Annotated in this window: 18 protein-coding genes; 4 read left to right on the forward strand and 14 right to left on the reverse strand. The window is 63.7% G+C overall.

The annotated features are described in order from the left end of the window. Positions 1–6: 6 nt before the first annotated feature. Positions 7–621 carry a glutathione S-transferase family protein gene (locus ACFO0A_RS14495; RefSeq protein ID WP_379539791.1) on the reverse strand — a complete coding sequence of 205 codons (615 nt, stop codon included), beginning with the start codon at positions 619–621 and terminating at the stop codon, positions 7–9. 94 nt (positions 622–715) lie between these two features. Continuing rightward, entirely contained in the window at positions 716–1,813 is a 1,098-nt protein-coding gene (locus ACFO0A_RS14500) for an acyl-CoA dehydrogenase family protein (protein ID WP_379539793.1), read from the reverse strand. 174 nt (positions 1,814–1,987) lie between these two features. Here ACFO0A_RS14500 and ACFO0A_RS14505 point away from each other — a divergent pair, with 174 nt between their 5' ends. Further along, positions 1,988–2,764 (forward strand): TetR/AcrR family transcriptional regulator, encoded by a 777-nt coding sequence (locus ACFO0A_RS14505; protein ID WP_379539795.1) that lies wholly within the window; start codon positions 1,988–1,990, stop codon positions 2,762–2,764. A gap of 59 nt (positions 2,765–2,823) precedes the next feature. On the opposite strand, the gene ACFO0A_RS14510 is transcribed toward ACFO0A_RS14505, so the two are convergent. From ACFO0A_RS14510 to ACFO0A_RS14520, 3 genes are read right to left on the reverse strand one after another with little or no spacing between them, the layout of a single operon-like run. Then, on the reverse strand, positions 2,824–3,966 hold the full coding sequence (locus ACFO0A_RS14510; RefSeq protein ID WP_379539796.1) for a thiolase family protein: 1,143 nt from the start codon (positions 3,964–3,966) through the stop codon (positions 2,824–2,826). Next, positions 3,963–4,385, reverse strand: a complete 423-nt coding sequence (locus ACFO0A_RS14515) for a Zn-ribbon domain-containing OB-fold protein (RefSeq protein ID WP_379539798.1) — start codon at positions 4,383–4,385, stop codon at positions 3,963–3,965. Before ACFO0A_RS14515 ends, ACFO0A_RS14510 begins: the two co-directional genes overlap by 4 nt. 35 nt (positions 4,386–4,420) lie before the next feature. After that, positions 4,421–5,629, reverse strand: coding sequence for an acyl-CoA dehydrogenase family protein (locus tag ACFO0A_RS14520; RefSeq protein ID WP_379539800.1), 1,209 nt, complete (start codon positions 5,627–5,629; stop codon positions 4,421–4,423). Positions 5,630–5,761: 132 nt separating this feature from the next. Here ACFO0A_RS14520 and ACFO0A_RS14525 point away from each other — a divergent pair, with 132 nt between their 5' ends. Then, a complete protein-coding gene (locus ACFO0A_RS14525) occupies positions 5,762–6,772 on the forward strand; it encodes an NADP-dependent oxidoreductase (protein ID WP_379539802.1) in 1,011 nt (336 codons plus the stop codon). Positions 6,773–6,785: 13 nt separating this feature from the next. Then, positions 6,786–7,100 carry a 2Fe-2S iron-sulfur cluster-binding protein gene (locus tag ACFO0A_RS14530; RefSeq protein ID WP_379539803.1) on the forward strand — a complete coding sequence of 105 codons (315 nt, stop codon included), beginning with the start codon at positions 6,786–6,788 and terminating at the stop codon, positions 7,098–7,100. 15 nt (positions 7,101–7,115) lie between these two features. Here the strand turns inward: ACFO0A_RS14530 and ACFO0A_RS14535 are convergent, their stop codons facing one another. The 6 genes from ACFO0A_RS14535 to ACFO0A_RS14560 all read right to left on the reverse strand — a co-directional run bounded on the left by ACFO0A_RS14535 (position 7,116) and on the right by ACFO0A_RS14560 (position 12,993). Continuing rightward, the gene (locus tag ACFO0A_RS14535) at positions 7,116–7,670 is read right to left on the reverse strand and encodes a VOC family protein (protein WP_379539805.1); all 555 of its coding nucleotides are present in this window, start codon (positions 7,668–7,670) and stop codon (positions 7,116–7,118) included. Next, positions 7,667–8,467, reverse strand: coding sequence for an SDR family NAD(P)-dependent oxidoreductase (locus ACFO0A_RS14540; protein ID WP_379539807.1), 801 nt, complete (start codon positions 8,465–8,467; stop codon positions 7,667–7,669). Before ACFO0A_RS14540 ends, ACFO0A_RS14535 begins: the two co-directional genes overlap by 4 nt. A gap of 40 nt (positions 8,468–8,507) precedes the next feature. Further along, on the reverse strand, positions 8,508–10,052 hold the full coding sequence (locus tag ACFO0A_RS14545) for an AMP-binding protein (protein ID WP_379539809.1): 1,545 nt from the start codon (positions 10,050–10,052) through the stop codon (positions 8,508–8,510). Between the two features lie 100 nt (positions 10,053–10,152). Further along, positions 10,153–11,577: an aromatic ring-hydroxylating oxygenase subunit alpha gene (locus ACFO0A_RS14550; RefSeq protein ID WP_379539811.1), complete on the reverse strand. Its 1,425-nt coding sequence runs from the start codon at positions 11,575–11,577 to the stop codon at positions 10,153–10,155. An 82-nt stretch (positions 11,578–11,659) separates the two neighbouring features. Further along, on the reverse strand, positions 11,660–11,974 hold the full coding sequence (locus ACFO0A_RS14555) for a hypothetical protein (RefSeq protein ID WP_379539812.1): 315 nt from the start codon (positions 11,972–11,974) through the stop codon (positions 11,660–11,662). After that, entirely contained in the window at positions 11,971–12,993 is a 1,023-nt protein-coding gene (locus tag ACFO0A_RS14560) for an NADP-dependent oxidoreductase (protein WP_379539813.1), read from the reverse strand. The genes ACFO0A_RS14555 and ACFO0A_RS14560 overlap by 4 nt, the downstream gene beginning before the upstream one ends. Positions 12,994–13,089: 96 nt before the next feature. Here ACFO0A_RS14560 and ACFO0A_RS14565 point away from each other — a divergent pair, with 96 nt between their 5' ends. After that, complete coding sequence (locus ACFO0A_RS14565; protein ID WP_379539814.1) at positions 13,090–13,881, forward strand: sugar phosphate isomerase/epimerase family protein; 792 nt, start codon at positions 13,090–13,092, stop codon at positions 13,879–13,881. Here ACFO0A_RS14565 and ACFO0A_RS14570 read toward each other — a convergent pair. The 3 genes from ACFO0A_RS14570 to ACFO0A_RS14580 form a co-directional block, all read right to left on the reverse strand. After that, on the reverse strand, positions 13,878–15,296 hold the full coding sequence (locus ACFO0A_RS14570) for an FAD-dependent oxidoreductase (protein WP_379539815.1): 1,419 nt from the start codon (positions 15,294–15,296) through the stop codon (positions 13,878–13,880). The two genes, ACFO0A_RS14565 and ACFO0A_RS14570, sit on opposite strands and share 4 nt — an antisense overlap. Positions 15,297–15,375: 79 nt before the next feature. After that, on the reverse strand, positions 15,376–16,653 hold the full coding sequence (locus tag ACFO0A_RS14575) for an aromatic ring-hydroxylating oxygenase subunit alpha (protein ID WP_379539816.1): 1,278 nt from the start codon (positions 16,651–16,653) through the stop codon (positions 15,376–15,378). Positions 16,654–16,677: 24 nt separating this feature from the next. Then, positions 16,678–17,889: an aromatic ring-hydroxylating oxygenase subunit alpha gene (locus tag ACFO0A_RS14580; RefSeq protein ID WP_379539818.1), complete on the reverse strand. Its 1,212-nt coding sequence runs from the start codon at positions 17,887–17,889 to the stop codon at positions 16,678–16,680. Positions 17,890–17,961 lie beyond the last annotated feature (72 nt).

The following is a 17,961-nucleotide window of genomic DNA, read 5'->3' on the forward strand; positions in this document are numbered from 1 at the left end:
TCCTCTTCAGGCGGCGGCGCTGGGACGCGCAGCCACGCGATCACGCCACGCCGCCAGCTTTGCGAGCGACGGGTGGAGAGGCTGGCCGACCAGGCCGCCGAACTCGACGAACGAGAACAGCACGATGTCGGCCAGGGTGAAGCGGGGACCAAGCAGCCAATCCGTGTTGCCAACCTGACGTTCGATCGCGGCCAGTCCGTCCGCCGCCATGGCCTTGAGATCGTCTGCCGCTTCGGCGCGAATGACGCGCATGCGCGGCTCGAACATCGGGCGTCCCTCTGCGCCGCGAAAGCCGCTTGTCATCGGAGCTGTAATCAGCAGATCGATCTGGCGCACGAGCATGCGCACCTTCGCGCGCTCAAGCGGTGTCGTCCCGATAAGCGGAGGGTTGGGCTGGAGTTCCTCGAGATACTCACAGATCGCCGTCGTTTCCGACAAGGGCGTGCCATCGTCGAGGACCAGAAGCGGCGTGGTGCCGCCGGGATGCAGCTTTAGGTAAGGCTCCTGCCGGTTTTCCCCCGCCATGATATCGACAGGCTTTTTCTCCAGCGCGATGCCCTTTTCGGCAGCGAACATGCGCACGACGCGGGGATTGGGACCGACGGAATCGTACAGGATCATGGCTGGCATCCTCTCTCAAATCTTCTGCTCGTCTAAGCCGGCTCTGTGACCGCCCGTATTGCCGACCGTGCATGCCACGAGCGTTGCTGCCTGGCTATCCTTCGTCGAGCAGCGCCATCCGCTCAAGATGAAAGGCGGACGTGCCGAACTGGCTCTGCATCACGGTCGCGCGCTTGAAATAGTGCGAGACTGCCAACTCTTCCGTGGTGCCAATTCCGCCGTGGATCTGGATTGCGGCCTCGCCGACGAATTGAAGGGCCTGGCCGATATAAGCCTTTGCGGCGGAGACCGCCCTGCCACGCTCGTCAGCGGGAAGATCGAGCGAGAGCGATGCCATGATCGAAAGCGACCGCGACCGCTCGATCTGCGTCAACATGTCGACCATGCGATGCTGCAGGACCTGGAATGTCGCAATCGGCACGCCGAACTGCTCGCGCTGCCGGGCATATTCGACCGTCGATTTAAGCAGCACGTCCATCACGCCGATTGCTTCGGCACAAAGCGCGGCAGTGGCGCAATCGACGGCCGCTTCGATACGGGGAAGCGCGTTGCCCGACGCTCCCAGGCGGCTCGCGGGCGCGCCGCTGAAAGTCACATCCGACGCGGGCCGGCCGTCGATCGTCGCATAGTCGCGCCGCTCGATCCCTGGGGCATCGGCCTGGACGACGAAAATTCCCAGATCGTCGTCCCCGGCGCTCGCCGAAACTACGAAGTGCGTTGCCAGCGGCCCGCCGCCGACGACGATCTTGGTGCCCTCGAGGACATGCCCGTCACCCGAAGCCTTGGCCTTGCAGGCGATCCGGCCAAGGCTGAAACGCGCCACACCTTCGTATAGCGCAGGTGCCACGATCGCGCTGCCGTCGATGATCCGGGAGATCAGTTCGCCGTCGTCCGACCCGATCAGCGCCGCACCGAGCACCACGCTTTCGATATAAGGTTCGAGCACGAGGGAACGGCCGAACTCCTCCGCGATGATCATCGTTTCGGTAGGCCCGCCACCGAAACCGCCGGCATCCTCGGGCAGCGCCGCCCCGAACAGTCCAAGCTCTTCCGCGAAGGCGCGCCACGCCTCAGGACGCCAGCCACGATCGGCGGCAGCCTCGCGCCGCGCGTCGAAGCCATAGTTCCGCGCGAGGTATCCCGCCACGGAATCGCGCAACAGCATCTGTTCGTCTGAAAGCTCGAAATTCACGACCGCCCCCGAAAGATAGTGCTCGATATACTTTTAACCCGTCGGCGTGCAAGCCGGGGATTGATGCGTTGCCAAAATTGCGCTTTTAGCAGATGGTCGGAACGTAGCGCGCAAAGGGTCCGGCCCGACACCACCGCTTAAGACAAAAGTGAAGAATCAGGAGGCCGATCAGGCATGCCAGGCGAATACGGAACGGGTACCTTGGCTCCGCACCCGGACAAGCCGCTCCTTTATTCCAGTCCTCAAATTCTGGCCCGGCGCAAGCGCCTCCTCAAGGAAGCGCGACACATGCTGGCGGAAGGTGGGCTCGACGGGTTCAGCATCCGTAAGTTGTGCATGCGCGCCGATGTTGCGCAGCGCACACTTTACAACGCCTTTCAGAACAAGGACCGCCTCATCGCCTTCGCGATCCGCGAGGCTTTCGACGAATACAGCACATTCGTTCGCGACCGGACCGATCCCGACGCGCTGAGCGGTTATGTAGGCCGCACGATCGCGATCAATCGCCGCAATTTCCGCGTCCGCAACTACACCCGCGCGGTCTGCGCGATCTATTTCGCGCCCTCCACGCCGCGCGACGTGTGGGAAACCCTCCAGGACATGTCACTGCGCGGAAGCCTGTCATGGCTCGAACGGCGCCAGGATTGCATCAGCCCGTGGATCGATCGCGAGCACTTCACCCATTCAATGGCGAACGTGCAGTATTCCACCATCAACGACTGGTGCCTTGGCCGCCTGTCCGATGCGGAATACCTGCCCCGCCTCGCTGAGAATATGCTGCTGATGCTGGTCGGAGCGGTTCAGGGTCCGCTGGCGCTGGAGGCGTCGGCGATGCTCGACGACCTTGCCCGGACGGGCAGTTTCACGCAGTCGCCGGAAGTGCTGCTGACGCCGCCAGCAGAACCGCGGCGTAGGGCCGCAGATTCTCCGGAGGAAACTCCGGCGGCTTAGGGAAAGATGGAATGCAGGGCCCCGCCGATGCGGGGCCCTGCCAATTCAATTGTCGCGGTTCAGCGTTCCAGGACGACGCAGCCAGACAGACCGGGCGCGCCATAGACCTGGCTGTAGCCGATCCTTGCCCCTTCGACCTGCCGGCCAACTGCGCGGTCGCGAAGTTGCTGCACGTTCTCGTAGATCTGGCGAAGGCCTGATGCGCCGATCGGCTCTCCGCATGCCAGACAGCCGCCGTCGGTATTGACAGGCATGCGGCCGCCCAGGCGGGTTTCACCGCGGGCGATGATGCCTTCCTGTTCGCCGTCCTTGCAAAACCCGTTTTCGGCCATGTGCATGATCTCGGCGCCGCTTTCGGTGTCCTGAAGCTGCGCCACATCGACATCCTGCGGTCCGAGCCCGGCCATCTCCCAGGTCGCGGCCGAGGCAAGCTCCACTGCGGACTTGCCGCGTTCGATCTCGAGCGCGGGAGCAAAAACCTCGAACGAGCCGACTGGCCTGGTGCGGATCGCCGCGCCGCGAATCTTCGGACCTGAGAGACCCAGCTCGCGCATCTTCTTTTCCGAAGCCAGGATCAGAGCCGTGCCGCCTTCCGCGGGCGAGCAGAACATGAACTTGGTCAGCGGATCAGAAACCATCGGCGCGTTTAGGATGGTGTCGAGATCGACCGGCGACTTGCGCCAGGAATGCGGCGCCTTGGCCCCGTTCTCGAAGGCCTTTTCCGCGACCAGGCCGAGCGTGCGCTGGCTGATCCCGTGGAGCGCCATGTAGCGCGTGATCTTGTTCGCGAAGAACTGGGTGGTCAGCATCATCCCGGTTTCGCCGTACCAGCGGGGCAGGCCCGACGCTTCGGGGTCCGCATTGAACGCGCCGCGAGGGTGCTTGTCGAACCCGACGACGACACCGAGATCGAACTCGCCCGATTTGATGGCCGAGTAGCCCGACAGGATGGCGGAGCCACCCGTCGCGCAGCCGTTGTTGACATTGATGAATGGGATGCCGGTCAGTCCCATGCGCGGCAGGATCGCGTCCGCCGCACCCGCCGCGGACGAACCGCCGTAGGCGAATTCCATGTCCGACCAGTCGAGGCCGGCGTCCGCGAGGGCCTCGCGAACCGCGAACACGCCCTGGTCAAGACCCGAACTGCCTTCGGTCCGGCCGAAGGGGTGGATGCCTGCTGCAATGATGTGAACGTCGGTCATGCCCTGCTCTCCTCGCCATCCGGCGCAAACGCGTAGGTCAGCACCGGCCCGTTTTCGTCGTCCCGATAGGCTTCGGTCGTGATGTGCATCGGCTGGCCGATCTTCAGCGTCGAAAGATCATTGGCGACAAGCCGCGATTCGACGATCAGTTCGCCTGGAAGCTCGACGTAACCGACGCCGTAAGGCTTGAAATCGGCATCGTCGCCGCGGCCGTTGAACGGCGTCTTTGGGCGAAAGCGCTGGATCGTGTACGACCAGAGCTTGCCGCGAGGCGACAGTTCGACCTCGTCGTAATATTCGCGGTCCGGACCGGTTGGCAGAGGGAAGCGCAGGCGCCCGGTTTCACGATGCCTGCCCGCCAGAAGGCGCGTGCTATCGCCTTCGCCATGGAACAGTCCTTCTGCAACTTTTCTTGCCATCGATCCTAGCCCTTCCCTTCGATCCGCGCTGATGTTCAGAGCCCGAGGCCCGTCTTCGCGATGATGTTTTTCTGCACTTCGCTCGCCCCGCCGAAGATCGTCGCGGCGCGCGAATTAAGGTAGCGCGCGGTCGGCGTCAGCGCGTAATCGGGGCCGATCACGGCCTCGTTCGCGTGCATTCCCAGGGCATGGCGCTGATCGGCCCCAGCGCGGAGCCCCAAAGCTTCGGACGCGAGTTGATTGAGCGCCTGGGTCGCCTGGCTGACGATCAGCTTGAGCATCGATGCGGTCGAATTGACCGCCGGTTCTCCCGCACGAAGGCTCGATATCTGGCGGCGCTCGGTCCAGTCGATCGCCAGCACCTCGGTTTCAAGTTCCATGATCCGCGACCGGAAGGATTTGTCCTCCCAAAGCGGCTGACCATCGTCGCCATGTTCGGTGCGCGCGATGGCTTTCAATCGCGTGAGCTGTGCATTGAGCCTGCCGGCCGACGATCCGCCGCCACGCTCGAAAGTGAGGAGGTATTTAGCGACGGTCCAGCCGTCGTTTTCCTCTCCCACACGGTTGGCAACGGGGATCCGCACGTTGTCGAAGAAGACCTGGTTGACCTCGTGCTCGCCCGACATCGACCGGATCGGCGTCACGGTCAGGCCAGGCACGTCCATCGGCGTCAGGAGGAAGCTGATACCGGCTTGAGGTTTGCCTCCGGTGGCGGTGCGGGCAAGGACGAACATCCAGTTCGCCTCGTGCGCATGGGTGGTCCAGATCTTGGTTCCGTTCACGACGTAGTCGTCGCCGTCGCGGACCGCGCGCGTGCGCAGGGACGCCAGGTCCGAGCCCGATCCCGGTTCAGAATAGCCCTGGCACCAGTACTGCTCGCCCGAAAGGATGCGCGGCAGGAAGTAGTCCTTCTGCTCCTGCGTTCCGTACCCCATGATCACGGGGCCGCACAGCGACAGGCCCATCGAGGCCAGCGCCGGAGTGCCGGCCAGCCCACACTCGCGGTCGAAGATGAAGCGCTGCATCGGGGTCCAGCCGGGCCCCCCATATTCCTTTGGCCAGGTAGGCGCTATCCATCCCTTCTCGTAAAGGATGCGGTGCCATTCCCGCACCAGATCACCTTCGGCGAACACCCCGGCCTGCTGAGCGGCGGCTGCACGTAGCTCCGGCGTGAACTTTTCGGCGAGAAAAGCCTTAACCTCGGCCTCAAATGCAAAGTCCTCGGCAGTCGGTGTGGCATCCATCGCGCTGGCTCCCTAAGCCGGATTGTTCGCGCCGAGCGCTAATGCGGATGGAATCGAATTGGGCGCTTGCGTCATGACGATCTCTGCTACACTACATTTTGCATCGTGCATCAAGATTTTTCGGAGGGGTTGATGGAGTGGCGGATTGCAGCGCGGCCAACCGGTCGCGAATTGCGTGTTGAAGATTTTTCCAGGTCCGAATCCGACCCCTCTACCCAGGGCCACCCCGCGCCGGGCGAGGTCCTGGTTCGCACTTTGATGCTGTCGTGCGATCCGGCCCAGAAAGGCTGGATGGAAAATGCCGGTGGCTATGCCGCGCCTACCGAGATTGGCGACATCATGCCGGCGGGCGGCGTCGGTCAGGTCGTCGAATCGGCAGCTTCCGGATTTTCGGCGGGCGATTTCGTCGCCGGGCCGCTCGGCTGGCGTGACGTGGGCCTGGTCCCGGCCAGCGTCCTGCGCCATGTGCCGCGCGAAGCCGATTCCCCGCAGCTCCAGCTTGGCCTGCTCGGCAGCACCGGCCTGACCGCCTATTTCGGGCTGCTGCGGATCGGGTTGCCGCAGCCTGGCGACACCCTGGTCGTAACTGGCGCTGCGGGCGGCGTCGGATCGATTGTCGGGCAGATCGGCAAGATGGCCGGATGTCGCGTCATCGGCATCGCCGGCGGCCCCGAGAAATGCCGCTGGCTGACCGAGGAACTCGGGTTCGATGCGGCAATCGATTATAAGTCGGAGAATGCCAAGCGACGGGTGAAGGAGCTCGCCCCCGAAGGTATAGACATCCTGTGGGACAACGTCGGTGGGCAAATGCTCGACGATCTTCTGGCCCGGATTGCGCGCAAGGCGCGGATCGTCATCTGCGGCGGCATCGCCCGCTATCAGCAGCCCGGACGCCCGGCAGGCCCCGCCAACTACTTCAACATCGTGTTCAAGAGTGCGCGGATGGAAGGGTTCCTGATGTCCGATTTTGCCGCCGAGGCCGATGAGGGCCGCGCGCGGCTGCTGAAGTGGTACCGCGAGGGGAAAATCATCTACCGCGATGAAATCGTCGACGGGCTCGATACGGCGCCACAAACGCTGATGCGCCTCTTCAGCGGCGGCAACACCGGAAAGTTGCTTATACGGGTGGCTGAACCGACATAAGCACGACAGCCGCATGATCGAGATCGACTTCATAGACCCCGCGGGCAAGACGCAGCGCGTCTTCACCCGCGAAGGGTACACGCTGATGGAGGCCGCGGTTCGCAGCGGCGTGCCCGGCATCCTGGCCGAGTGTGGTGGGGCGTGCGCCTGCGCGACGTGCCACGTTGTGATCGACGCGGCGTGGACAGACCGCGTCGGTCCTCCCAACTCGATGGAAGACCAGTTGCTGGAAATGATCGATCGGCAGCCCAACTCCCGGCTGGGCTGCCAGATCAAGTTGAAGCCGGCGTTCGACGGGCTGGTCGTAAACGTCCCGCCACGCGACTGACGCAGACCGCCCTGGTCAACCTCGCCCGCGGATCGGTTCCGAGCCGTCCCAAGTGCGATGAGCCTCGCGCATCATGGCGAATCCCTGCCGACCGGCTTCCCCGATCTCCAGGTATTCCATCACGGTTCCGGGGCCGCCGCCGGTATCGACATAGATCACCGCCCCCGCCCCGCCCGGCAGCGTTCCTTCCTGCAACACGGTGCCACCCTGCGCCGTGACCCGGCGTCGGGCGTCCTCGATGTCATCGACCAGGACGCACATGTGCTGCAGGCCCTCACGCCCTTCGGCGTGCCATTCGGTGTACATCGACGGCGCATCGTTATGCTGGTGGATCAGTTCGATCTGGATGTCGCCGAGATATCCGATGGCCATCGAGAAATCGATTGGACTGGGCTTTCCGCGAAAGCGGACATTCTCGAGTTGCACGTGCGGCATCTCGAAAAACGGCCCGGCGCCGAGCGAAATCCAGTGCGCGAGCGCGGCATCGTAATCGGTCGGACAGTACGACAGCTGCATGATCGGCCCGAGGCCGGCAAGGCTGTCGTCGGGGGCAGGAGCCGACGCGGTCATTGCTTTGCCATCGCGGCCACGACCGCTTCCTGAATCTCGTGCTTCCAGGGGTTCCGGCGCAGTGTGAGCCCGCCGTTGACCTGCAAGTTCTGGCCGGTCATGAAGCATTCGTCGCTGGCGAGCCAGACGGCGGCCGCGGCGATATCGTCCGACGTGCCTACGCGGCCCAGCGGATAGCTCTTCTCGAACACTTCCCACAGTCCGGGAGTGCGGCCGTTGGCGGCAGTCATCGGCGTCTCGGTAAGGCCCGGCGAAATCGAGTTGGCGCGAATGTTCTTCTCGCCGAACTCGTTGGCGATGCAGCGGATCACGTGATCGGTCCCGGCCTTCGTCCCCATGTACGCCGCGTGGTCGTTCAGCATGATGGTGGCGGTGGCCGACGAGATCTGTATCAGCGAACCGCCGTTGCCCTTGCTCATGGCCTCAATCATCGACTGAAAGAACAGGAACGGCCCCTTGAACTGGAGGTCGCCGATCTGCTGGAGTTCTTCCTCGGTCGTATCGAGGAACGGTTTCAGCAGCCCCCACCCCGACGCATTGACCGCAATGTCGACGCCGCCCATCTGGTCGATCGCGGACTTGGCCAGCGCATCGTTATCGGCTTCCTTGGTGATGTCGCACAGCGCCATGAAGGCCTGTCCGGGATGCCGGTCGACGAATGCCTGCAGGTATTCGGGCTTGCGACCCGCGACGAGGACCTTCGCGCCTTCGGCGATGAACCGCTCGGCGATGACCTGGCCCATGTTGTCCTTGCCTGCAGCACCGAGCACGACCGCGCGCTTGCCTTGAAGTTTCATCTCTCTCTCCTGTTGTCTTGATCGCTTGTTTTCGCCGTAGTCAGCCGCCGATCATTCGGTCGGACGGCCAGAACGGCTTTCTGAGTTCGCGCTTGTTGACCTTGCCCATCGCATTGCGCCCGACGGTCGAGACAAGGTCGATCGACCTTGGGCGCTTGTAGCCTGCCAGCTTTTCGCGGGCGAAGTCGGCAAGTTCGGCTGCGGTAAGCGCAGCGCCGGTGCGCGGCACGACGAGCGCCTTTACCTCTTCGCCCATGTCCTTGCTCGGCACCCCGATCACCGCGACGTCCTCTACGTCGGGATGGGCGATCAGGACCTGCTCCACTTCCGCCGGATAGATGTTCACCCCGCCCGAGACGATCATGTCCGACGAACGATCGGTGATGAAGACATAGCCTTCGTCATCGACGTATCCGATCTCACCCAGCGTGAAGACACCTGGCTCGATATGGGCGGCAGCCGTCTTTTCCGGGTCGTTATGGTAGACAATCCCCCGTCCCGTAGGATCACGGAAATAGAGCTGGCCGACCTCGTTCGCTTTGAGACGGCTGCCGTCCTCTCCGACGACGACCATCTCGAACGGCGCCATTGCCTTTCCGACCGAGCCGGGCTTGCGCAGCCATTCCTCGGACGTGATCATGTTCGTCGATCCCGCTTCCGTCGCGCCGTATGCTTCGAGGAAAACCGGCCCCCACCACGCGATCATCGCATGCTTGACGTCCACCGGGCAGGCCGCGCCGGTATGGGAGACGAGGCGCAGGCTCGATACGTCGTATTTCGCGCGAACGTCCTCGGGCAGCGCGAGCAGCCGCTGGAAGTGGGTCGGAACCATGACCGAGGTCGCGATGCCGTAACGCTCGATCAGCGCCAGGATCTGCTCCGCGTCGAACTTGGGCATCACGATCAGCGGTCGCCCGCCGCCAAGCTGGCGGATCGAGCCGAGCGGGCCGGTGTGATAGGCGGGACCTACCAGCAGGATCGGTCCGGGGGCGCCGGCCTCGACCACTTCGCGCAGGGCGCGGAAGAAGCCGGTGATGTCCGCTTCGCGGGGGAACATGTTGGGCGGGGTTTCGGTGCCCTTGGGACGCCCGGTGGTCCCCGAGGTGTAATGCATGTAGGGCAGCGGCTTCATGTCGCTCGGCGGCTCGGCTTCGCTTGCCGCGGCCAGCCAGTCATCCCACGACGAAACGCCCTCGACACCGTCGCAGCGCCAGCCGATCACTCGTTCGATGCCGGCAAGGCGCGCCGCGGCAACGCCGACCTGCGCCGTTTCCGGTCCCACAAACACGGCCTGCGCGCCGCTGTCCGTCAGGATATAGGCGACTTCGTCCGCATTCAGGTGAAAGTTGACCGGAACTCCGGACACGCCAGCATGCAGCGCGAACAGGTAAGCCAGCGCGCTCTCGGTCGAGTTATGGGCAAAGACCGCGACCCGAGGCGGATCGCCGAGCTTTTCGCCCAGAAGCGCATTCGTCCCCCGATTGACCACGCGGTCGAGTTCGCCCCAGGTCAGGGTCATCCGGCCATCGGTAAGGGCCAGTTCGTTGGGGGTCGCTTCGGTTTGCCGGACACCTACCAGAGACACGCGTCAGTCATCCTCTCGGGAAAATAAGCGCCGGCCGAACGGCCGGCGCACACCACGGGCGGACCGCCCCCCGGTCTGTCTCGGGGCGCGGTCCGTGAGCTTAGCCCTTCGCAGCGGCCGCCTGGCCTTCGGCGAGGTAGCGATCGATCATCTGGTGCATCTTGCGGATGCGCATTTCGGAATAACGCCCCAGGTGCAGGACCCCGGTCTCCGATGCTTCCATCCCGGTCTGGACGTGCGGCAGGTTGCTCATGTCCTGCTCGAAAACCGCGGCCAGTCCGTCGGTCATGCCCGCCTTGGGTCCGTACTCGACCATGCTTTCGTCCACCCCGATCTCGAACACCGGTGCGGGACGCGGGCGATCAGCGTCCTTGGGCGCCCGCTTCAGCAGGTAGATGTCCATGATCGAGGTTGTGTGATCATGGCCATTGGGCCGCCAGCGGTACGTCAACTTCGGCATGAATCCTGCCCAGAAGCTCATGTTCGGGAAGACGTTGTAGAGAAGCGCATCGACCATCTCGGCGTCCGACGCGGCGGAATAGTCGTGTCCGTCCTCGGCGCCCAGCGAGTTCCGGGTCATTTCGGCCATGAACTTGCGCGCGGTCGTGCCTTCCGGAACCGTGAAGTCCTTGGGCGCATTCTTGCCGCCGATCGCCGCACGCGAGCCCACGCCCATCAGGGCCTGGACGATCTCGTTGTCGGTGAAATCGCGGGTGTTGTAGGGGCTGGGCACCATCTGCGCGGAAAACTGGCGCGTAACGTAGTCCGACAAGACGTCGTACTGGCTGTTCACGTCCGCGAGGTAGGGCAGCAGCTGGGGGTGCGTCGTGATCGCGTGATGGCTTTCCATGAAAGCCTCGGCGGCCGCCTTCCAGTTGCACGGCACGATCTTCTGCACGTGGAAGTGGATGTAGCATTCTTCCAGCTCGTAGCGGGCGAAGTGCTCTTTGATCGGGCCAAGCACCTCGTCGAGCGGCTTGGCGCCGCGATCCATGTTGATGAACACGAATCCGGCCCAGGTCCCGGTCAGCGCCTCGGGCAGGGAGACGTCGCGCCCTTCCCATTGCGGGAAGTCCCACGAAATCGGGTTATCCTTGAAGCTGCCGTCGGTGTTCCAAGCGATGCCGTGGTAGGGGCAGCGGAACTCGTTCTTGCAGCCGCCGAGCGTGGCGAGCTTGCGTCCGCGATGCAGGCAGGAGTTGTGAAACGCCCGGATCGAGCCATCCTTCTGACGGGTGACGAGAAGCGAACGGCCCGCTACCTCGTAAACCAAGGTGTCGCCGGGATTGGGGATTTCTTCCTCGCGGCAGGCCATCTGCCAGATACGCGGCCAGAGGTACTTTTCTTCGAGGCGCGCGAATTCCGGCCTGACGTAACGATCGACGTCGACCGGGTCAGTGCCGATATCGGGAACCGGACCTTCGCGAAGGTGCTCGGGAATCGGCCGGCTGTCGCGCTCGAGAATTTCTTCGTAGGTGTCTGCCGGGTGGCGATCCTGACGGATGCTCTTGACCGGAATGTTCATGGCTCTCTCCAGCATTCGCGGGCCAGCCCGCGACGTTCCTCTCAATTAACGAAACTAACACATCCTGCAAACTTGCCAAGGTCTATCGCTGCGGCACCCACGGGGCTTCGACGCCCAGAACGATGGTTTCGCGCTCGATCGTCTCGGCCAGCACGCGCGCCATCTCCGGAAAGCGCTCGTGCCCACGCAAGGCACCGAGGCCGCGCTGGTACGATTCGAGATCGGGCATCGACCAAACGTCGATTGCGGTGTGGAGACGTCCGCTGATCTGCATGATCGCGGTCACGAGGTGCCAGCCGACCCCTTCGACGGTCGCGACGAGGTCCTTCATGACTTCCTCGAACTTGGCGGTATCGCCAGCGCGCAGTTCCAAAGTCGATTGCATGTAGATGGTCATCGTTTGCCTCCTTCGGCACTCATGCGAAGCATTTGCTTGCCCACGTTCGCGCCGGAAAAGAGGCGCATCAGGGTCCGCGGCGCATTCTCGAAGCCTTCCTGGATGTCCTCGCGTGCGATCAGTTTGCCTTGCGAGAGCCATTCGCTCATCCGCCGCCGTGCCTCGTCGAACATCGACTCGTAGTCGTTGAGGATGAAGCCCTGCATCGTCGCCCGTTTGAACACGAGGTTGAAGTAGTTTTCAGGGCCGACAGGCATTCCGCCGGTCTTCGAGCGCGAAATGGCGCCGCAGATCACCACCCGTGCACCGAGCGCGAGGTGGGCGAGCAGCGTATTGAGGATCGTTCCGCCGACATTGTCCCACAGCACGTCGATGCCGTTCGGCAGGTTCGCGGCTACGTCCTCGGCAAATGTGGCCGAACGGTAATCGATCGCGGCATCGACTCCAAAGTCGTCGATCAGCATGCGGCACTTGTCCGCACCGCCGGCCACGCCGATGACCCGGCACCCGGCGAGGCGCGCGATCTGGGCGACGGTTGAACCGACCGCGCCCGCCGCACCGGTGATGACTACGGTATCGCCCGGGAACGGACGTCCGACAACCTTGAGCCCGCAATAGGCAGTAAGCCCTACCGTCCCCAGCGCGCCGAGTTCGTCGGTCGGGCGGGAGGGATTGCTCACCTGCCGGATCGACGATGCGGCAACGGTCGAATATTCCTGCCAGCCGAGTTGCCCGGTGACGACGTCGCCTGCGGCAAATTCTGGCGATCTGCTTTCCACGACCGTGCCGACCGCAGAACCGCGCATCACGTCGCCGATCTCGGTCCGCGCCACATAGCCGCCGATATTCTCCATCCAGCCCTTCATGGCCGGCTCGAACGCCAGGACATCGACCCGGACGAGAACTTCGCCTTCTTCCGGCGGGGTGACGGTCCCTTCCCTCATCGCGAAGTCGTCTTCGCCCACGTCGCGCCCCACCGGGCGCCCTGCTATCGTCCACTGCCGGTTAGTCTGCTGCATTTTGGCTCTCTCCCGTCGCGGCGCTATCAGGCACATAATAGCACGCTATGCAAGAACTGTCTGGACGATAGTTTTGCGGCAGGGCACAGTGCGACGATGAAAGCGCCCACCCTCTCGCTTGCCGCAGGCGTTCTGCCCGACTTCTCGCCCCAGGAAACCGCGCGCGCCGCCGTCGATTCGGGCTTCGACGCGACGGGCGTGTGGGTCGATCTCTCGACCTGGACCGCGCAGACGACAACCGAACTCAAATCCATCCTTGGCGGCTCCGGCATGTCCGCCTTGGACGTCGAGGTCGTGTGGCTGCAGCCGGGTCCAGCCGATTCCGCGCATCTCAAGGTGGTCGATATCGGGTTGGAACTCGGCGCCGCCAACGTGCTGGTCGTCAGCTCGGACCCGGACGACGCGTCAACTGCCGCCAAACTTGCCGCCTTGTGCGAGCATGGCGGCAACGCGATCCGCATTGCCCTCGAGTTCGCGATGTTCACGGAGGTGCGCAGCCTCGCGCAAGCCAGCGCGATCGTCAGCGCGGTCGATCACCCCGCGGCCTCGCTGCTTATCGATCCACTCCACCTGTCGCGCTGCGGCGACACGCCGGCGGGAGTGTCGCAAATCCCGCGCCAGTGGCTCGCCTACGCGCAGTTCTGCGATGTCGGGCCGCTTACCTTCGATCCCGCGAACCGCGATGCGATCATCGTGGAAGCGATCGACGAGCGGTTGATGCCGGGCGATGGGACCTTGCCCCTGAAGGAGTTGCTGGATGCGTTTCCGGCGGGACTACCGCTCTCGCTCGAACTCAGGTCCAAATGGCTCCGCGAGACCTATCCTGCGGCAAACGATCGCGCCGCCGCGCTGCTGGCGGCGACGCGATCCTACTTTGACGCTCTCTAGGCGGCGGCTGCCTCTCGACCAGCGACACGGCCGAAGAACGACCCCGGCCCGAGGCTGAGGCCGCTCGCATATTCCTTGCCATCGCGCGGAATGTGGGCGGCGCAGGCACCTGCCGCATAGAGTCCTGAAATCGGCTTTCCTGCAGCATCCAGCACGCGGCTGTGGCTGTCCGTATCGATGCCGCCGAGCGTGATGTAGTTGTAGATCGACCGATCGAACGAAATGTCGAACGCGGCATAGGGAGCCTTGTCCAGAGGCTTGAGCCATGGCGGCTGCTTGTGGAACTGCGTATCCTCGCCGTTCTGCGCGTCGCGATTGTAGGTCTCCATCGTCCGCTCCAGCGTTCCCGCCGGCATGCCGAGGCCCTGGGCCATTTCGGTCACGGTTTCATAGCCGTCGATCAGCGTATGCTTGGCCGACTCTGCCTCGGGGTACGCGAAGATCTCGCTGTCGACGATCAGATAGGCCTTCTGGTCCGGCTGCTCCATGATGAAGCCAGCGAGCCGCCCGTGATAGCTGTCCTCGGCAACGAAGCGCTCGCCCTTCGAATTGACGACGATGCCCTTTACCAGTCCTTCGGGCGGATAGATCGAGGCGGTGGCGATCACGCCGCTCATCGCCGCAAGCTGGCCGTGGGCATCTTCGACCAGGCCAAGTCCCGCCCCGTCATTGGACGGCACTCCGAGCGGCGACGACGTATCGCTGAGCAGGGGAAGCCACTTGCGAACGAGGTCGGCGTTGTTGGTGAAGCTGCCCGTGGCGACGATCACCCCGCGCCGCGCCGCGATGCGCTGTTCGGCATTGTCGATCCGCGCCACCACGCCGACCACGCGCCCGGTCCCGTCGGTTTCCAGCTTGGTGACGGCCGCATTGTAGACGGTCTCGACGCCTTCGTCCTCGCACCGCGCCAGAAGCGCGCGCATCGCAGAAAGGCCGCCATTGACCTCGTCGCTGCGCGCCTGGTGGCCGCGCGGAACGGGCTTCGCCATGTCCTTGAAAGGCCAAATCTTCTCGTTGCCCGTGGTCAGCAGGCAATCGGCTGTCTGAAGGTACACGGCCTTGCCGGAGAATCCGGTGCGGGTGAAGGGAACGCCCTGCTTCTCGAGCCAGTCGAAATGCTCGCGCGCACCTTCGGCGAAGGTGCGGATCACCTCGTCGTCCGGGTGCGAGGTGCTGGCGCGCAGGAAATCGTACATGTTCTGCGGCGAATCTTCGTAGCCGCAGGCCTGCTGAACGTCGGTACCGCCGCCAAGGTAAAAGATCCCTTGGGAAAGCGCGCTTGCCCCGCCCCCGCCGCTCGCGCGTTCGAGCACCAGAACCTCCACGCCCGCCCGCTTGGCTTCAAGCGCAGCGCACGATCCTGCAATACCCTGGCCGACGACGATGACGTCGACCGTCCGGTCCCATTCGGACATTCATGTTCTCCCGGTTTGCGCCCCGCTTCGCGGAGGCGCTGATAGTGTGAAAGGCAGGGGGGGGCTTACTGCCCCCGGATCACTCGGCGGCTTCGCTCATCGCGATTTCATCGAGTCGCGGATCGTTGGGCATGATCCACTCTTCCCCCAGAACCGGAGCCACGCGCAGTTCGGGCGGAATGTTCTCCGGCCCGATGATCGCATCGGCGGACTGGTGCCAGTGATAGATGCGCGCTTCCTGATAGCTCAGCGGCATCCCTTCGAAGCCGTACGATTCCTGGCTTTTCTGGATCCACTTGCCGAACTCGGTATCCTCCAGCAGCACGCTGTCGAGATAGCGCATCGTCGTTTCCCAATATTCGGGAGGCGGACCTTCGCCCCAATCCGGGCCGAACCACCTGACTTCCATCTTGGAACGGGTCGGGCCGTTGGGCCAGAAGTTGAGCACGAAGTACCCGGTGGGTCCAAGCGGCGACACCCAGTTCGGAAACAGGTTGTAGGACTGGGTGCAGGTCCGGCCGATTTCGCTGATCCCGGGAATCTCGATCTTGCTGATGCCGTCGACATTGGCCGCGCGGTAGCTCGACCCCTCGCTGTTGTCCCAGCCCGGCGCGACCATGCGGCCGTGTCCGTGGCGGTAGAAACTGTTCACGTTGCGCCGGTGATCGAGGCCAACGGCAACCGTGGTCGGATGGATGTTCGGCACATGGTAGACCTCCATGTTGGCCTCCATCGCGATCTTCCAGTTGCAGTCGAGATCCCAGACGAACTGATCGATCAGGCGGATTTGGTCGAAGCGGAACTCGGCGAACTCGTCAGCGATCGGGCCCAGCCATTCGGCAAGGTCAGGGCCATCTGCAGAGAAATTCACGAAGATCAGTTTCCCGAACCGTTCGCAGCGCACCTTGCGGAGCGCACGGCAGGAAAAGTCGAGTCCTTCGAAATCTTCCGGGTCGCGGATCGACTTGAGCTGGCCCTCGTCGTCGTACGACCAGCCGTGATACTTGCAGGTCAGGCGCGCGCTGCGCCCCGACGGCTTGGTGACGACGGGCGCGCCGCGATGGCTGCAGGTGTTGTAGAACGCGTTGACCTCGCCCGAGCGGGCATGGACCAGCACGATGGGCTGCCCGGCCATCTCCCACAGCTTGAACGATCCCGCCCGCGGAATTTCGTCCATGTGCCCGGCCAGCAGCCAGCTCTTGCGCCAGAGATGCTCGTGCTCGAGCTGGTCGAAGCGGGGGTCGGTATAGCGACCGCCGGGAATGTCGGGCATGGCGGGAAACGAGGCCGGGGGCGCCTTGCGGCTTGCCTCGTATTCCATCAAAGCGCGCAAGGTTGCGACGTCCGCGGGCTGCATCCTGGTTCTCCTGAAGGCGCGGAGTTATTCTGCCGCGCGCTGTTTTTGCGGGGGAAAAAGCCCGAGCAAGGCCTCGTCATCAGCCTCGATGATCCGGTCGGTCCACTTGTGGAATGACTGAGCCCCGCCCTCATTGCGGCCGAACAGCACGTTTTCCAGCGTCCCATGATCGAGCGCGCGCTGCTGGCGCAAGCCGGTCGCGTAGTCCTCATCGCGAACGACGACCTCGAGGAACGCGAACTGTTCGTGAGCAGCGGCTTCCTGTTCGGCGCTCGGCTTCTTTTCCATCAGGTACATCTGCCGCGTGAACGATTCGCCCACGTTGTCGCCTGGCATCAGCTGCGAGATCATGACCCCGCGACCGCCGCCGTTGAAGCTGGCGATCGAGATGCTGGGGAAGATCGTCCAGACGCCGTTGAGCACCAGGTCGTCGGCCCACTGGTCTTCCGGCTTATCGCCCAGCTCGCGCGCTGCACGGTCGGGCGCGACAAGCCGCTGGTGCGGCCCCCACGCGTGATAATGCGCGCGATTGCCGAGAAGTCCCGTGGCGTTAAGCGTGTCCTTGTGCAGCACCGGAAGGTGATAGAAGTCGAGATAGCCGTCGTAGGCGATCTTCCAGTTCGGCCCGCGCAGCACGCGGCTGGAAAAGAAGTACCAGTCCTTGAAGTTGAACGCCTCGAGGAGCGCGTCATAGCCCGACAGGAAATCGTCAATATCGAGCTTCATCTTGGGATCGACGCTGCCGAAGATGAGGCCGGCCCGTTCCGCCACGGGCAATGCCTTGAGGCTGAGGCAGGACTTGTCGACCTGGCCGAAGTCCTGCGCCGCGGCCACGGCGATAAGCTCGCCCTTCTGGCCAAAAGTCCAACCGTGATAGGGGCAGGTGAAGCGCTTTGCGTTACCTGTCGGATCGACCGCGACATTGGTCCCGCGGTGAGTGCAGCTGTTGACGAACGAGCGGACGACTCCGTCCTGCCCGCGGGTGAGCAGGATCGGAATGCCGGCAACTTCCATCGTCTTGAAATCGCCCGGGTTGGGGATTTCGCATGACGGAGCCAGCATCAGCGGCAGACGCTTGAAGATGCGGTCGACCTCGAGCTTGAACCGCGCGGGATCGGTGTAGTTGCTCGCAGGAACCTCGAGAACGCTGTCGACAAGCTCGAAGGTATTGTCGCGGGCATGCTGCACACTGTGCCGCATGATCCGTGCGATCTCGGCGTTCTCCATCGCAGTCATCGGGTTCCTCCAGAAAGTAGCCCGCGTGATACCTTCTCGATGCCCCCCGCGTCAATTGTCATGATCAAGCGG

It is taken from the genome of Novosphingobium tardum, from assembly GCF_042652045.1.
In the GTDB taxonomy this organism is placed as follows: domain Bacteria; phylum Pseudomonadota; class Alphaproteobacteria; order Sphingomonadales; family Sphingomonadaceae; genus Novosphingobium; species Novosphingobium tardum.

What these genes read in the sequence shown, in the direction of transcription:
- ACFO0A_RS14495 (WP_379539791.1), bottom strand. Translation starts at nt 621, where the DNA reads ATGATCCTGTACGATTCCGTCGGTCCCAATCCCCGCGTCGTGCGCATG.
- ACFO0A_RS14505 (WP_379539795.1), top strand. Translation starts at nt 1,988, where the DNA reads ATGCCAGGCGAATACGGAACGGGTACCTTGGCTCCGCACCCGGACAAG.
- ACFO0A_RS14510 (WP_379539796.1), bottom strand. Translation starts at nt 3,966, where the DNA reads ATGACCGACGTTCACATCATTGCAGCAGGCATCCACCCCTTCGGCCGG.
- ACFO0A_RS14515 (WP_379539798.1), bottom strand. Translation starts at nt 4,385, where the DNA reads ATGGCAAGAAAAGTTGCAGAAGGACTGTTCCATGGCGAAGGCGATAGC.
- ACFO0A_RS14520 (WP_379539800.1), bottom strand. Translation starts at nt 5,629, where the DNA reads ATGGATGCCACACCGACTGCCGAGGACTTTGCATTTGAGGCCGAGGTT.
- ACFO0A_RS14525 (WP_379539802.1), top strand. Translation starts at nt 5,762, where the DNA reads ATGGAGTGGCGGATTGCAGCGCGGCCAACCGGTCGCGAATTGCGTGTT.
- ACFO0A_RS14530 (WP_379539803.1), top strand. Translation starts at nt 6,786, where the DNA reads ATGATCGAGATCGACTTCATAGACCCCGCGGGCAAGACGCAGCGCGTC.
- ACFO0A_RS14535 (WP_379539805.1), bottom strand. Translation starts at nt 7,670, where the DNA reads ATGACCGCGTCGGCTCCTGCCCCCGACGACAGCCTTGCCGGCCTCGGG.
- ACFO0A_RS14540 (WP_379539807.1), bottom strand. Translation starts at nt 8,467, where the DNA reads ATGAAACTTCAAGGCAAGCGCGCGGTCGTGCTCGGTGCTGCAGGCAAG.
- ACFO0A_RS14550 (WP_379539811.1), bottom strand. Translation starts at nt 11,577, where the DNA reads ATGAACATTCCGGTCAAGAGCATCCGTCAGGATCGCCACCCGGCAGAC.
- ACFO0A_RS14555 (WP_379539812.1), bottom strand. Translation starts at nt 11,974, where the DNA reads ATGACCATCTACATGCAATCGACTTTGGAACTGCGCGCTGGCGATACC.
- ACFO0A_RS14560 (WP_379539813.1), bottom strand. Translation starts at nt 12,993, where the DNA reads ATGCAGCAGACTAACCGGCAGTGGACGATAGCAGGGCGCCCGGTGGGG.
- ACFO0A_RS14565 (WP_379539814.1), top strand. Translation starts at nt 13,090, where the DNA reads ATGAAAGCGCCCACCCTCTCGCTTGCCGCAGGCGTTCTGCCCGACTTC.
- ACFO0A_RS14570 (WP_379539815.1), bottom strand. Translation starts at nt 15,296, where the DNA reads ATGTCCGAATGGGACCGGACGGTCGACGTCATCGTCGTCGGCCAGGGT.
- ACFO0A_RS14575 (WP_379539816.1), bottom strand. Translation starts at nt 16,653, where the DNA reads ATGCAGCCCGCGGACGTCGCAACCTTGCGCGCTTTGATGGAATACGAG.
- ACFO0A_RS14580 (WP_379539818.1), bottom strand. Translation starts at nt 17,889, where the DNA reads ATGACTGCGATGGAGAACGCCGAGATCGCACGGATCATGCGGCACAGT.